Raw genomic sequence first — 15,196 nt, 5'->3', positions numbered from 1 at the left:
CCGACCACGACCATGAGCACTGCTACCTCTTCCTCTCCCCGCACACCGGCCATCGGCACCAAGCTGCCCGCGGTCGGCACTACCATCTTCACCGTGATGTCCGCGCTGGCGGCAGAGAAAAATGCGGTGAACCTCGGCCAGGGCTTTCCAGATTTCAACTGCGACCCGAAGCTGCTCGAGGACGTGACCTCCGCCATGGCGGCGGGCCATAACCAGTACCCGCCGATGCCCGGCATCCCGGCACTGCGCCAGGCCATTGCGGGCAAGATTGCGGCACTCTACGGCCACAGCTACAGCGCCGCCGACGAGATCACGGTAACCGCCGGCGCCACACAGGCGATCATCACGGCCATCCTCGCGGTGGTGCGCGCGGGCGACGAAGTGATCGTTCTCGAGCCCTGCTACGACAGCTACGTGCCCAACATCGAACTGGCCGGTGGCAGCGTGGTGCGCGTGCCGCTCGTGCCTGGCACCTTCCGGCCGGACTTCGACAAGATTGCTGCGGCCCTCTCGCCGCGTACGCGCGCCATCATCGTCAACACGCCGCACAACCCGAGCGCGACGGTGTGGACCGCGGCCGAAATGCGCAAGCTCGAAGAGCTGCTCGCCCCCACCGACGTGTTCGTGATTGCCGACGAGGTCTACGAGCACATGGTCTACGACGGCGCCCAGCATGAAAGCGTGGCGCGCTTCCCGGGCCTGGCCGCGCGCAGCTTCATTGTGAGCAGCTTTGGCAAGACCTACCACGTCACCGGCTGGAAGGTCGGCTTCGTGGCGGCGCCGGCACCGCTGATGGCCGAGTTCCGCAAGGTCCACCAGTTCAACGTGTTCACCGTCAACACGCCGATGCAGCATGCACTCGCGCAGTACATGGCCGACCCAGCGCCTTACCTGGAACTGCCGGCCTTCTACCAGCGCAAGCGCGACCTGTTCGCCGCTGGCCTGGCCGAGAAAACCCGCTTCAAGCTGCTTCGCAGCGAAGGCAGCTACTTCCAGTGCGTCGACATCTCCGCAGTCAGCGAGCTTTCGGAGGCCGACTTCTGCCTGTGGCTGACCCGCGAGATTGGCGTGGCGGCCATTCCGCTGTCGGCCTTCTATGGCAACGGCTTCGACCAGCGCGTGGTGCGCTTCTGCTTTGCCAAGAAGGAAGAGACGCTGCTGGCCGCGCTGGACCGCCTCGCACGGCTATAAAGCCGACGCCACCGGTAGGATAGTCCTGACCGCCGAAGGAGCGGCTTTCCGGCGTGTTTTTCGATCTTGGACAGCGAGCATGCAGGCTCGTAACAACAAACGTCCAGGAGAAAAGCATGTCCCTCTCGTTCATTCTGCTGATCGTTTTGATCTTGCTGTTGATAGGCGCGCTGCCGAGCTGGGGCTACAGCCGGAGCTGGGGCTACTGGCCCAGCGGTGGCCTGGGCCTGGTTCTGCTGATCGTCATCATCCTGGTGCTCATGGGACGCATATGAAGCTTCCGGACAATTCGCGCACCTGAAAGAAGCCCGCGGCAAGCGGGCTTTTTTTCGTCCGCCTGCCAGGGTCAGGCCTGCAGCTGTGCCCAGGCCTTGTCCAGCCGCTTGATGCTGACCGGTTGTGGCGTGCGCAGCTCCTGCGCGAAGAAGCTCACGCGAAGCTCTTCGAGCAGCCAGCGGAATTCGAGCATGCGATCGTCCACCGCGCCCTTGCGCTCGGCCACCAGCCGCCAATAGCGCTGCTCCTGCGGCCGAAGCTCTGCCAGCTTGGCGGCATCGCGGGCGGGATCGGCGCGCAGCTTGTCGAGCCGCAGCACGATGGCCTTGAGATAGCGCGCGAAATGCTGCAGCTGCGTCCATGGCGTATCCGCGATGAAGCGCTTGCCGACCAGGCGCTGCAATTGCTGCGCGGCGTCTTGCACGGCCTCCGGCTGGATCTTGGTGTCCTTGATCTTGCGCGCCGCGGCGGCGTACTCGATGAGGATGACCGATGCCAGCCGCGCCACCTCGTTGGCAATCAAGGTGAGCCGACCGCGGCCTTCTTCCAGGCGGCGCTTGAAGGCGAATTCATCAGTTGGCAGCGGCTCCTGCAGAAAGGCCCTGTCGATGGCCACGTCGACGATCTGCGTGCGCAATTCCTCTGAAGTGCCTAGCGGCATGTAGGCCACTGCCATCTTCTGCAGATCGGGGATGTTCTTCTCGAGGTACTTGAGCGCGTCCTTCAGCTGCAGCGCAAACAAGCGGCGCAGACCGGCGCGGTGCTTTGCGGCGGCCACGGCCGGCTCGTCGAACACCTCGATGGTGACGGCATCGCCTTCGTCCCGCAGCGCGGGAAATCCGATGAGCGACTGCGCGCCTCGTCGCACTTCCATCAGTTCGGGAAGCTCGCCGAAGCTCCAACTCGTGTAGCGCTGGCCTGCGGGCATGCTCGGCGTTGCCGGAGCCGGCGCGGCGGCACGGCCTTTGGCTTGCGCCTGTCCTTCTGCGGCTTCCGCAGGCTTTCGGTCGGGCGACGCCTTCACGTTGAGCCCCGCCAGCGCTTGAAAGGCGCCCCGCGCCTGCACGCCCAGCTCTGCCTTGAGCGCGCCCAGGTTGCGCCCCATGCCCAGCTGGCGTCCGTGCTCGTCCACGATGCGCAGGTTCATGAACAAGTGCGGCGGCAGCATGTCTAGCTTGAAGTCGGCACGCTTCACATCGATGCTCGTCGCATCTCGAACGCGCTTCAGGAGCACGTCGGTCAGCGAGCCGTGGCCGAACACCTCGGGCGCCGAGAGTTCTTCCGCGAGCTTTGCCGCCGAATCGGGCAGCGGCACCAGCCGCGAGCGCGGACGCTGCGGCAGGCTCTTGAGCAGCGCCTGGATCTTGTCCTTGAGCATGCCCGTCACCAGCCATTCGCAGCGCTCTTCACTCACCTGGTTGAGCACGAACAGCGGCACGCTGACCGTGAGGCCGTCCTTCGCATCGCCGGGTTCGTGCAGGTAGGTGGCCGCGCAGTCGACTCCACCGAGCTTCAGTGTGGACGGAAACGACTGTGTGGTGATGCCGGCCGCCTGGTGGCGCATCAGTTCTTCGCGTGTCAGGAAGAGCAGGCGCGGCTGCTCCTTCGAGGCGTGGCGGTACCAGTTCTCGAAGGTGATGCCGCTCGCCACGTCGGCAGGCAGCTGGGCGTCGTAGAAGGCGAAGATCAGCTCGTCGTCGACCAGCACGTCTTGCCGGCGCGACTTGTGCTCCAGCCCTTCGACCTCGCGCACCAGCTTGCGGTTGGCCACGAGAAATGGGAATTTGCTCTCCCATTGCCCGCCGACCAGTGCTTCGCGGATGAAGATCTCGCGCGCAGCTACGGGATCGACCTTGGTGAAATCCACGCGGCGGCCGCTATAGACCACGAGCCCATAGAGCGTTGCGCGCTCCAGTGCCGACACCTGCGCGCCCTTCTTCTCCCAGTGCGGATCGAGCAGTTGCTTCTTCAGCAAATGGCCCGCCACCTGTTCGAGCCACTGGGGCTCGATGTTGGCAATGCCTCGGCCAAAGAGACGTGTGGTCTCTACCAGCTCGGCCGCGACGATCCAGCGCCCCGGCTTCTTCTTCAGGTGAGCGCCCGGATGCTTGTAGAACTTGATGCCGCGCGCGCCGAGGTACGCCTCGTCATCCTCGAGCTTCCAGCCGACGTTGCCGAGCAGGCCCGCGAGCATCGAAAGATGCAGCGGTTCATAGCCGGCAGGCTCCGCGTTGATGCGCCACTTGTGCTCGGTCACCACGGTGAGCAGCTGCGAGTGGATGTCGCGCCATTCACGCACGCGGCGGATGTTGATGAAGTTCTGGCGCAGCAGCTGCTCGTACTGCCGGTTGCTGAGCTTGTGAGTGTCTCCGTGGCCGCCGCGCGCATCGGCGATCCATTTCCACAGCCGCAGGTAGCCGCTGAACTCGCTCTTCTCGTCGTCGAATTTCGAATGCGCCTGGTCGGCCTGCTGCTGCGCGTCCATCGGGCGGTCGCGCACGTCTTGTACGCTGAGGGCCGACGCAATGACGAGTACTTCTTCGAGCGCGCCGCGCGTGCGGGCTTCAAGAATCATCCGCCCCACGCGCGGGTCGAGCGGCAGCTTGGCGAGTTCGGCGCCCGTGGCGGTGAGCTCGTTCGCGTCATCGACCGCGCCGAGCTCGTTGAGCAGCTGATAGCCGTCGGCAATGGCACGCGGCGAAGGCGCCTCAAGAAACGGGAACCGCGCCACGTCGCCAAGGCGCAGCGACTTCATCCGCAAAATCACGCCCGCCAGCGACGAGCGCAGGATTTCCGGATCGGTGAAACGCGCGCGGCCTTCGAAGTCCTTCTCCTCATAGAGACGGATGCAGATGCCGTTGGCCACGCGGCCGCAGCGGCCGGCGCGCTGGTTGGCCGCGGCCTGGCTGATCGGCTCGACCAGCAGCTGCTCGACCTTGCTGCGGAAGCTGTAGCGCTTGACGCGCGCAGTGCCGGTGTCGATCACGTAGCGGATGCCCGGCACGGTGAGCGAGGTTTCCGCCACGTTGGTGGCCAGCACGATGCGCCGGCCCGTGTGGCCGTCGAAGATGCGGTCCTGCTCTGGGCCCGACAGCCGCGCGAACAGCGGCAGCACCTCGGCGTTGCGCAGCAGCGGCTGGTGGCTCAGGTGCCGGCGCAGATGGTCGGCCGCCTCGCGGATCTCGCGCTCGCCGGGCAGGAAGACGAGGATGTCGCCCGCGTTGTGCGGATCGCGCCAGAGCTCGTCGACGCCATCGGCAATGGCGTCGTTCAGGTCATGCTCGCGCGATTCCTCGAAGGGCCGGTAGCGCTGCTCGACCGGAAAGGTGCGCCCCGATACATAGATGATCGGCGCCGGGCCGTTGGCCGAGGCGAAATGCTGGGCGAATCGATCGGCGTCGATGGTGGCCGACGTGACGATCACCTTCATGTCGGGCCGTCGCGGAAGAATCTCGCGCAGGTAGCCCAGCAGAAAGTCGATGTTCAGCGAGCGCTCGTGCGCCTCGTCGATGATCAGCGTGTCGTAGGCCTTGAGCAGCGGATCGGTCTGGGTCTCAGCCAGCAGGATGCCGTCCGTCATGAGCTTGACCGAGGCGTCGCGACTCAGCCTGTCCTGAAAGCGCACCTTGAAGCCGACCACGTCGCCCAGCGGCGTCTTCAGTTCTTCGGCGATGCGCTTGGCCACGGAGCTGGCGGCAATGCGGCGTGGCTGCGTGTGGCCGATGAGCCGGCCCTTGCCCGGCGGCGCGTTGAGCTTGCCGCGGCCGAGCGCCAGCGCGATCTTCGGCAGCTGCGTGGTCTTGCCCGAGCCGGTTTCGCCGCAGACGATCACCACCTGGTGCGCCTCGATGGCGGCCATGATCTCGTCGCGCCGGCCGGAGACCGGAAGCGATTCGGGAAAGTCGATGCGCAAGGGAGCGGAAGGTGTCGTGGTCGTCAAGGGAAAAGCTGATTCGCGAAGGCGCGGCGGGCAAACCGGCGATTATCGGTGCGCGCCGCCACGGTTGCACGCCTTGCGGCGTTGCGCGGCTGCTGCGGGCGATGGCCCGTCCCGCGCGGAGCGCCCTTCAAGAATGCACAATCACGTTCCATGTCCACCGTTTTCAACTTCACCTTCGTGCCCTGGTTCCGCTCGGTCGCGCCCTACATCCACACGCACCGCGGCAAGACTTTCGTGGTCGCCCTGGCGGGTGAGGCCATCGCCGCGGGCAAGCTGCAGAACATTGCGCAAGACCTGGCGCTGATCCAGAGCATGGGCGTCAAGATTGTGCTGGTGCACGGCTTTCGCCCGCAGGTCAACGAGCAGCTCGCGGCCAAGGGGCACGAGGCGCGCTATTCGCATGGCATCCGCATTACCGACGAGGTGGCGCTCGACTCCGCCCAGGAAGCCGCCGGCCAGCTGCGCTACGAGATCGAGGCCGCCTTCAGCCAAGGCCTGCCAAACACGCCGATGGCTGGTTCGACCGTCCGCATGATTTCGGGCAACTTCATCACCGCCCGACCCGTGGGCGTGGTCGACGGCGTGGACTTCAAGCATTCGGGTTTGGTCCGCAAGGTCGACACCGTGGGCATCCGGCGCACGCTTGATTTCGGCGCCATGGTGCTGATGTCGCCCTTCGGCTTCTCGCCTACTGGCGAGGCCTTCAACCTGACGATGGAAGAGGTTGCCACCAGCGTCGCCATCTCGATCCAGGCCGACAAGCTGATCTTCCTGACCGAGATTCCGGGCATTCGCATCGACAGCGAACTGCCGGAGAGCGAAGACAACCCCATCGACACCGAGCTGCCGCTTGCCGCGGCCGAAAAGCTGCTGGCGTCATTGCCACCACCGCAGAAGCCGACCGACACCGCCTTCTACCTGCAGCACTGCGTGAAGGCCTGCAAGGGCGGCGTGGAGCGCAACCACATCCTGCCGTTTGCGCTCGACGGCGCGCTGTTGCTCGAGGTGTACGTGCACGACGGCGTCGGCACCATGGTGATCGACGAAAAGCTCGAAAGCCTGCGCGAAGCCACGGTCGACGACATCGGCGGCATCTTGCAGCTCATCGAGCCCTTCGAGCGCGACGGCACGCTGGTCAAGCGGGACCGCACCGAGATCGAACGCGACGTGGGCCACTACACAGTCATCGAGCACGACGGCGTGATCTTCGGCTGCGCGGCGCTCTATCCCTACCCCGAGGCCAAGACCGCCGAGATGGCCGCGCTGACCGTCTCGCCCCAGTCGCAATCGCAGGGCGACGGCGAACGCATCCTCAAGCGCGTCGAGCACCGCGCCAAGGCCATGGGCCTGGAGAGCATCTTCGTGCTCACCACCCGCACCATGCACTGGTTCCTGAAGCGCGGCTTCCAACAGGTCAACCCCGACTGGCTGCCCGAAGCCCGCAAGCGCAAGTACAACTGGGACCGCAAGAGCCAGGTGCTGGTCAAGAAAATCTGAATCTTTAAGCCTTTGAAGGGGAGCCCGCCGCCATGACGTTCGCCACCGCACTGCTGTTTTCCATCGTCGCGCTGGCTGCCATCGCAACGCCGGGTCCCACCGTGTTGCTGGCGCTGAGCAATGGCTCCCGGCGCGGCGTGCGCGGTGCAATGCCGGGCATTCTGGGCGCCGTGCTGTCCGACTTCGTCCTGGTCGGCGCCGTGGCACTGGGCCTGGGCACGCTGCTGGCGGCCTCGGAATTCTGGTTCTCCATGCTCAAGTGGGTGGGCGCCGTGTACCTTGCCTGGCTGGGCATTCGCATGCTGCGCTCCAAGGGCGGCAGCTTCGATGCGCCGCGCGCCGAAGCGGCCGAGCCGGCCACGGGATTGAACGGAGACGGCCGCAAGGTCTTTTTCAAGTCGTTCCTGGTGGCGGTCACCAACCCGAAGGGCTACCTGTTCTGCTCGGCGCTGATGCCGCAGTTCATCGACCCCTCGGCCGCGCAGGGCATGCAGTACGCCATCATCGCCGTGCTGTTCGCTTCGCTGGACGCGTTGGTGATGCTGGTCTATGCCTTCGTGGGCGCACGGGCAATGCGGCTGCTGACGGCCGCCGCGGGCCGCTGGATCGACCGCACCTGCGGCGCGATGCTGCTGGCGCTGGCCAGCTCGCTGGCGTTCTACCGGCGCAGCGGCACCTGAGCGGCGCGGGGGCCTGAGCGGCCGGCGACCCGTCGCCGATAATCGCTCTCCATGAACCCCCTGCTTTCCAAGCTCCAGCCCTACCCCTTCGAGCGGCTGCGGCGCCTGTTCGAGGGCGTCACGCCCAATGCCGATTTCGCGCCCATCAGCCTGGGCATCGGTGAACCCAAGCACGCCACGCCCGCTTTCATCAAGGAAGCGCTGGCCGCCAGCATGGCTACGCTCGCGGCCTACCCCGCAACGGCCGGCACCCTGGCGCTGCGCACCGCCTTCACCGACTGGCTGCGGCGCCGCTACGTCCTGCAGCTGGACCCGGCTACGCAGGTACTACCAGTCAACGGCTCGCGCGAGGCGCTGTTTTCGCTTGCGCAAACGGTGGTCGATGGCAGCAAGACCCCCGCACCGGTGGTGGTTTCGCCCAACCCGTTCTATCAAATCTATGAAGGCGCGGCCCTGCTCTCGGGCGCCGAGCCCTATTACGTGCCGAGCGTGGCGTCGCGCAACTTCGCAGTCGATTGGGACAGCGTGCCCGAGGCCGTCTGGGAGCGCACCCAGCTGGTGTTCGTCTGCTCGCCCGGCAATCCGACCGGCGCCGTGATGCCGCTGGACGAGTGGCGCAAGCTCTTCGCTCTTTCGGACCGCTATGGTTTCGTGATCGCGGCCGACGAGTGTTACAGCGAAATCTACTTCCGCGACGAGCCGCCGCTCAGCGGGCTGGAAGCCGCCGCCAAGCTCGGCCGCGCCGACTTCAAGAACCTGATTGCGCTCACGTCGCTGTCCAAGCGCAGCAATGTTCCGGGCCTGCGCAGCGGCTTCGTGGCGGGCGATGCCGCCATCATCAAGAGCTTTCTGCTCTACCGCACCTACCACGGCAGCGCCATGAGCGGCACCGTGGCCGCGGCCAGCATCGCGGCCTGGGGCGACGAAACCCACGTGGTCGAAAACCGCGCCAAGTACCGGGCCAAATTCGCCGCCGTGACGCCCCTGCTCGAACCGGTGCTCGACGTGCGGCTGCCCGATGCCAGCTTCTACCTCTGGGCGGGGGTGCCCGAAGTGTGGGCTGGCGACGACGAATCCTTCGCCCGCGCGCTCTACGCTCAATACAATGTTACGGTTCTGCCGGGGAGCTATCTGGCGCGCGACACGGCACACAGCGCCAACCCCGGCCGTGGCCGCATCCGCATGGCCTTGGTGGCCGAAACGGCCGAATGCGTGGAAGCCGCCGAGCGCATCGTCCGCTTCGTGCAATCCGGCCAAACAGGCCGGGGCTGAACCGCTGCTTTCCCGGCTCCCATTTTTCACACGAGACTTTCTCCATGACCCAGCAACTGCAACAAATCATCGACGCCGCGTGGGAAGACCGCGCCAACGTTTCGCCCAGCGCCGCCTCGGCCGAAGTGCGCGACGCCGTCGAGCACGTGATCTCCGAGCTCAACAACGGCAAGCTGCGCGTTGCCACCCGCGAGAGCGTGGGCAAGTGGACGGTGCACCAGTGGATCAAGAAGGCCGTGCTGCTGTCGTTCCGCCTGAAGGACAACGAGCAGATGCAGGCCGGCTCGCTCGGCTTCTATGACAAGGTGCCGACCAAGTTCTCGCACCTGTCGGCCGGCGAGCTGAAGGAATCGGGCGTTCGCATCGTGCCCCCGGCCGTCGCACGCCGCGGCAGCTACATCGCCAAGGGCGCGATCCTGATGCCCTCGTACGTGAACATCGGCGCCTACGTGGGTGAAGGCACCATGGTCGACACCTGGGCCACCGTGGGTTCATGCGCGCAGATCGGCGCCAACGTGCACCTGTCGGGCGGCGTCGGCATCGGCGGCGTGCTCGAGCCGCTGCAGGCCGGCCCCACCATCATCGAAGACAACTGCTTCATCGGCGCCCGCTCCGAAGTGGTCGAAGGCGTGGTGATCGAAGAAAACTCGGTGCTCGGCATGGGCGTGTACATCGGCCAGAGCACCCCCATCTTCAACCGCGACACCGGCGAGACCTTCTTCGGCCGCGTGCCGTCCGGCAGCGTCGTCATCAGTGGCAACCTGCCCAAGAAGACCAAGTCGGGCCAGGACTACAGCACCTACGCGGCAATCATCGTCAAGACGGTCGATGCGCAAACGCGTTCCAAGACCAGCCTGAACGACCTGCTGCGCGACTGATCGTCAGGCGCCAGCTTTGTCCCGTTAGAAAACAACAGCACCCGAGGAGAGAGAGACCGATGAACATGATGGAGCGAATCCTTCGTCTGATGGCCGAGCGCAAGGCCTCCGACATCTACCTCTCGGCGCACTCCCCGGTGCTGATCCGCATCAACGGCACCTGTGTGCCGATCAACGCCCAGGTGCTGCCGGCCACCGCGCCACTCGCGTTGCTGGCCGAAGTGGTGCCCGAAGCCCGCATCCAGGAGCTGGAGAGCAAGGGCGAGCTCAACATGGCCGTGATGCTCGAGGGCGCCGGCAACTACCGCATCAGCGCCATGCGCCAGCGCGGCAGCTATGCGGTGGTGGTGCGGCACATTGCCTCGACCATTCCCAGCTTTGCCGACCTGAACCTGCCCGACATTCTCAAGACGCTGATCATGGAGAAGCGCGGGCTGATCCTGATGGTCGGCGCCACCGGCGCGGGCAAGACCACCACCCTGGCCTCGATGCTCGATTACCGCAACGAGCACGCCACGGGCCACATCCTCACGGTGGAAGAACCCATCGAGTTCACCTACACCAACAAGAAATCGCTGGTGAACCAGCGCGACGTGGGCAGCGACACCGAGTCGCTGCATGTCGCGCTCAAGAACGCGCTGCGCCAAGCACCCGACGTGATCCAGATCGGCGAAATCCGCGACCGCGAAACCATGACCGCGGCCATTGCGTATGCGCAGTCGGGCCACCTATGCGTGGCCACGCTGCACGCCAACAACAGCTACCGCGCGCTGAACCGCATCTTGAGCTTCTTCCCGGTCGAGGTGCGCCCCACGCTGCTGGGCGACCTGGGCTCGGCGCTGCGCGCCATCGTCTCGCAGCGGCTGCTTCGCACGCCCACGGGCGGCCGCGTGCCGGCGCTCGAGGTCATGCTCAACACGGCCCTGGTGGCCGAGCTGATCGAAAAAGGCGATTTTTCCGCCGTCAAGGAAGCCATGGAGCAATCGATGGCCGAAGGCTCCCAGACCTTCGAGGAAGACATTGCCCGTCTCATCATCGAAGAGCGCGTGACGCGCGAGGAAGGCCTGGCCCAGTCCGACTCGCCCACCAACCTGATGTGGCGGCTGCAGAACCGCGCCGCGCCCAAGCAGAAGGCCGAAGAGCGCAACCTGATGGACCAGGTCGACGAACCCACCTTTACCGACATCACGCTCGACGTGAAGTTCTGACCCAGCCTCTTTGGCTTTTTTCCGATGTCCCGTACGCTCCAGCTCGCCGAACAACTCATCTCGCGCCCCTCGGTCACCCCTGACGATGCGGGCTGCCAACAGATTCTTGGCGAGCGGCTCGCGCCACTGGGCTTCACGCTCGAAACCATCGAGAGCGGTCCTGCGGATTTCCGCGTGACCAACCTCTGGGCGGTGCGCCGTCCGGCCGCTGCCACGGCAACAAAGACGCTGGTGTTCGCCGGTCACACCGATGTGGTGCCGACCGGCCCGTTCGAGCAATGGACCAGCCATCCCTTCACGCCCACGCACCGGGGCGGCAAGCTCTACGGCCGCGGCGCCTGCGACATGAAGACCTCGGTGGCGGCCTTCGTTATCTCCATCGAGGAATTCCTGCGGGCCACGCCCGATCCGAAGCTCACGCTGGCGCTGCTGCTCACCAGCGATGAGGAAGGCCCGGCCGTCGACGGCACCGTCGTCGTCTGCAACACGCTGGCGGCGCGCGGCGAGGTGCTCGACTACTGCATCGTCGGCGAGCCCACCGCCGTCGAGCGCTGCGGCGACATGATCAAGAATGGCCGCCGCGGCACCATGAGCGGCAAGCTCACGGTCAAGGGCGTGCAGGGCCACATCGCCTATCCGCACCTTGCAAAGAACCCGGTGCATGCCGTAGCGCCCGCGCTGGCTGAACTCGTGGCCATCAATGCGGCGGCCGGATGGGACGCGGGCAATGCCTACTTCCAGCCGACCAGCTGGCAGATCAGCAACTTTCACTCGGGCACCGGCGCGAGCAACGTGATCCCGGGCAGCGCGGTGATCGATTTCAATTTCCGCTTCTCAACCGAGTCGACGCCCGAGTCATTGCAGAAGCGCGTGCACGCGGTACTCGACGCCCATGGCATCGACTACACATTGGCCTGGACCATTGGCGGCCTGCCTTTCCTGACCACGCCGGGCGAACTCGTCTCGTCGGTGCAGGCAGCCATCGTCGATGAAACGGGTATTGCCACCGAGCTGTCGACCAGCGGCGGCACCAGCGATGCGCGCTTCATCGCCAAGATCTGCAAGCAGGTGGTCGAGCTCGGCCCGGTCAACGCCAGCATTCACAAGATCGACGAGCACATCGACGTGGCCGAAATCGAAACGCTGAAGAACATCTACAGGCGCACGATGGAGCGGCTCGAAGCGTCGCTCTCCCGATGAGCACGGTCATCGAGCTGATCGAGGCTGGCGCCAAGCGCCTGGAAGACGCCGGCGTCGCCTTCGGCCACGGCACGGCCAACGCCTTCGACGAAGCCGCCTGGCTGGTTTTGTGGCGCCTGAACCTGCCGCTCGACGACATCGACGCCGTGGCCGACACGCCCGTTTCGCCGGCCGATGCGGGCAAGGTTGCCGCGCTGCTCGACGAACGCATCGCCACGCGCAAGCCCGCCGCCTACCTGACCAAAGAGGCCTGGCTGCAGGGCGTGCCCTTCTACGTGGACGAACGCGCGATCGTGCCGCGCAGCTTCATTGCCGAGCTGATCGCGGACGGCAGCATCGACTACTGGCTTGGCGAACACACGCAGCGCGTGCTCGACCTGTGCACGGGCAATGGCAGCCTGGCCGTGTTCGCGGCCATGACCTACCCAGAGATCACCGTGGACGCTGCAGACCTGTCGGTCGAAGCGCTCGAGGTGGCCGCCATCAACGTCACGCGGCACCAGCTCGACAGCCGCATCAGGCTGGTCGAATCGGACGGCCTGGCCAACTTGCCCGGCCCGTACGACCTGGTGCTGTGCAATCCGCCCTACGTGAACAGCGCGAGCATGGCCGCCTTGCCCGCCGAATACCGGGCCGAGCCCGAACTGGCACTGGCCGGCGGAGACGACGGCATGGACTTCGTGCGCCGGCTGTTTGCCGACGCCCCCTCGCGCATGAGCAAAGAAGCCGTACTGGTGCTGGAAATCGGCAACGAGCGCGACCACTTCGAAGCGGCGTTTCCGCAGCTCGAGGTCGTGTGGCTCGAAACCTCTGCGGGCGAAGACCAGGTGCTGCTCGTCACCCGGGCCGCAATGCTGGCCGGCGCCGGCGCACGTTAGCTGCGCCAGCCGTACTCTTTTCCCTCTGCCGCCTTTTCCGGCCTCCCGTTTACACGGGGTGGTGGCCCCATTTGCCCCTTCGCGCCAAGCCGCCGCGGCCGGGCGGGATAATCGCCCCTACGGTTCCTATTTCATGATTACTCTCAAAAACGTCATTCTTCGCCGCAGCGCCAAGGTTCTGCTCGACGGCGCCACCGTCACCATCAACCCCGGTGAAAAGGTCGGCCTCGTCGGACGCAACGGCGCCGGCAAGTCGACCCTGTTCGCGCTCTTCAACGGTTCGCTGCACGAGGACGGCGGCGACTTCTACGTGCCCAAGCAGTGGCGCATGGCGCAGGTGGCCCAGGACATGCCCGAAACCGAGGAGTCGGCCACCGACTTCGTGGTGGGGGGAGACACCCGCCTGGCCGAGCTGCGCGCCACGCTGGCGGCCATCGAGGCTGCCTACGAAGCCAACCCCGACGACGCCGACATCGGCATGGAGCTGGCCCACGCCTACACCGACCTGGCCGACGCGGGCGAGCACGACGCCGTGCCGCGCGCCCAGGCCCTGATCCTCGGACTGGGATTCAAGTCGCACGAACTCGACGGCCCCGTCAACAGCTTTTCAGGCGGCTGGCGCATGCGCCTGCAGCTGGCCCGCGCGCTGATGTGCCCGAGCGACCTTCTGCTGCTCGACGAACCCACCAACCACCTGGACCTGGATGCTTTGGTGTGGCTGGAAGCCTGGCTGCAGAAGTACGCCGGCACCATGATCGTCATCAGCCACGACCGCGAGTTTCTCGACGCCGTGACCGACGTGACCTTGCACATCGCCAACGCGCAGCTCACACGCTACGGCGGCAACTACAGCAAGTTCGAGGATATGCGTGCGCTGCAGATGGAGCAGCAGCAGGTCGCTTTCTCCAAGCAGCAGGACAAGATCGCCCATTTGCAGAAGTTCATCGACCGCTTCAAGGCCAAGGCCAGCAAGGCCAAGCAGGCGCAAAGCCGGGTCAAGGCGCTGGAGCGCATGGAAAGGGTTGCGCCGCTCCTGGCCGAAGCCGACTTCACCTTCGAATTCAAGGAGCCGGGCAACATCCCCAACCCGATGCTGTCGATCAGCAACGCGAGCTTCGGCTACGAGATCGAAGACGCCGAGCCCAAGACCATCTTGCGCGGCGTGAGCCGCTCGGTGCTGGCGGGCCAACGCATCGGCATCCTGGGCGCCAACGGCCAGGGCAAGTCGACGCTGGTGAAGACCATCGCGCGTGAAATGGGCGCGCTGGCCGGTCAGGTCACCGAAGGCAAGGGCCTCAACATCGGCTACTTCGCGCAGCAGGAACTCGACGTGCTGCGCCCACAGGACAACCCGCTCGAACACATGGTTCGCATGGCGCGCGAGCTGGGCAGCGCCGTCAAGGAAAGCACCGGCGAGCAGGCCTTGCGCGGCTTCCTCGGCAGCTTCAACTTCAGCGGCGACATGGTGAAGCAACCCGTCGGCACCATGAGCGGCGGCGAAAAGGCCCGCCTGGTGCTCGCGATGATGGTGTGGCAGCGCCCCAACCTGCTGCTGCTGGACGAGCCCACCAACCACCTGGACCTGGCCACGCGCGAGGCCCTGGCCGTGGCGCTGAACGAGTTCGAAGGCACGCTGATGCTGGTGAGTCACGACCGCGCGCTGCTGCGCTCGGTGTGCGACGAGTTCTGGCTCGTGGGACGCGGCGTGGTCGCCGATTTCGACGGCGACCTCGACGACTACCAGCGCTACCTGCTCGACGAAGCCAAGCGGCTGCGCGAGGAGGCCAAGATCGCTGTGCGGGACGCGGCTGCAGCGATCGCAACCGCTGCCGAAACCGCACCGATTGCCGCTCCCGCGCCCGCTGCCAACGAACCCGCAGCCGCAAACAAGAATCCGCAGCAACGCAAGCAGGACGCCCAGGGGCGCCAGCAGCGCAGCGACCAGGCCAAGCCGATCAAGCGCGAGATCGCACAGATCGACGAACGGCTGGCCGCAGCAGGCACCGAGCGCGCCGCGCTCGAAGCGCGCCTGGCACAGCCCCTGTCGTCCGCCGAGATTGCGGAAGCGGGCAAGCGCCTGAAGGCCCTCAACGACGAAATCGGCCGACTCGAAGAGCGCTGGCTGGCCCTGTCGGACCAGCTCGAGGCGCTGGCGGCCTGAAAAACGGAGGCACAT

At 65.9% G+C, this 15,196-nt stretch carries 11 protein-coding genes; 10 read left to right on the top strand and 1 reads right to left on the bottom strand.

From position 1 onward, the window contains the following. Window positions 1-12: 12 nt before the first annotated feature. Entirely contained in the window at window positions 13-1,191 is a 1,179-nt protein-coding gene (locus J2X92_RS16785; RefSeq protein ID WP_307577073.1) for a pyridoxal phosphate-dependent aminotransferase, read from the top strand. 116 nt (window positions 1,192-1,307) lie between these two features. After that, window positions 1,308-1,466 carry a DUF3309 family protein gene (locus J2X92_RS16780; protein WP_082517427.1) on the top strand — a complete coding sequence of 53 codons (159 nt, stop codon included), beginning with the start codon at window positions 1,308-1,310 and terminating at the stop codon, window positions 1,464-1,466. 71 nt (window positions 1,467-1,537) lie between these two features. Here the strand turns inward: J2X92_RS16780 and hrpA are convergent, their stop codons facing one another. Continuing rightward, on the bottom strand, window positions 1,538-5,407 hold the full coding sequence (gene hrpA / locus J2X92_RS16775; protein ID WP_307577072.1) for an ATP-dependent RNA helicase HrpA: 3,870 nt from the start codon (window positions 5,405-5,407) through the stop codon (window positions 1,538-1,540). Between the two features lie 150 nt (window positions 5,408-5,557). Here hrpA and argA point away from each other — a divergent pair, with 150 nt between their 5' ends. The 8 genes from argA to J2X92_RS16735 all read left to right on the top strand — a co-directional run bounded on the left by argA (window position 5,558) and on the right by J2X92_RS16735 (window position 15,181). Then, window positions 5,558-6,904 (top strand): amino-acid N-acetyltransferase, encoded by a 1,347-nt coding sequence (gene argA, locus J2X92_RS16770; RefSeq protein ID WP_307577071.1) that lies wholly within the window; start codon window positions 5,558-5,560, stop codon window positions 6,902-6,904. Between the two features lie 32 nt (window positions 6,905-6,936). Next, entirely contained in the window at window positions 6,937-7,584 is a 648-nt protein-coding gene (locus J2X92_RS16765; protein WP_307577070.1) for a LysE family translocator, read from the top strand. A 51-nt stretch (window positions 7,585-7,635) separates the two neighbouring features. Continuing rightward, window positions 7,636-8,856, top strand: coding sequence for a succinyldiaminopimelate transaminase (dapC, locus tag J2X92_RS16760; protein WP_307577069.1), 1,221 nt, complete (start codon window positions 7,636-7,638; stop codon window positions 8,854-8,856). 44 nt (window positions 8,857-8,900) lie between these two features. Beyond that, complete coding sequence (gene dapD / locus J2X92_RS16755) at window positions 8,901-9,734, top strand: 2,3,4,5-tetrahydropyridine-2,6-dicarboxylate N-succinyltransferase (protein WP_055796987.1); 834 nt, start codon at window positions 8,901-8,903, stop codon at window positions 9,732-9,734. 59 nt (window positions 9,735-9,793) lie between these two features. Beyond that, complete coding sequence (locus tag J2X92_RS16750; protein WP_307577068.1) at window positions 9,794-10,942, top strand: PilT/PilU family type 4a pilus ATPase; 1,149 nt, start codon at window positions 9,794-9,796, stop codon at window positions 10,940-10,942. A 24-nt stretch (window positions 10,943-10,966) separates the two neighbouring features. Continuing rightward, window positions 10,967-12,142: a succinyl-diaminopimelate desuccinylase gene (gene dapE / locus J2X92_RS16745; protein ID WP_307577067.1), complete on the top strand. Its 1,176-nt coding sequence runs from the start codon at window positions 10,967-10,969 to the stop codon at window positions 12,140-12,142. After that, the gene (prmB, locus tag J2X92_RS16740) at window positions 12,139-13,020 is read left to right on the top strand and encodes a 50S ribosomal protein L3 N(5)-glutamine methyltransferase (RefSeq protein ID WP_307577066.1); all 882 of its coding nucleotides are present in this window, start codon (window positions 12,139-12,141) and stop codon (window positions 13,018-13,020) included. Before dapE ends, prmB begins: the two co-directional genes overlap by 4 nt. 133 nt (window positions 13,021-13,153) lie before the next feature. Beyond that, on the top strand, window positions 13,154-15,181 hold the full coding sequence (locus tag J2X92_RS16735) for an ABC-F family ATP-binding cassette domain-containing protein (RefSeq protein ID WP_307577065.1): 2,028 nt from the start codon (window positions 13,154-13,156) through the stop codon (window positions 15,179-15,181). Window positions 15,182-15,196 lie beyond the last annotated feature (15 nt).

Source organism: Variovorax paradoxus, assembly GCF_030811855.1.
Classification (GTDB): Bacteria; Pseudomonadota; Gammaproteobacteria; order Burkholderiales; family Burkholderiaceae_C; genus Variovorax; species Variovorax paradoxus_L.
This window is presented reverse-complemented; position numbering and strand designations above follow the sequence as displayed.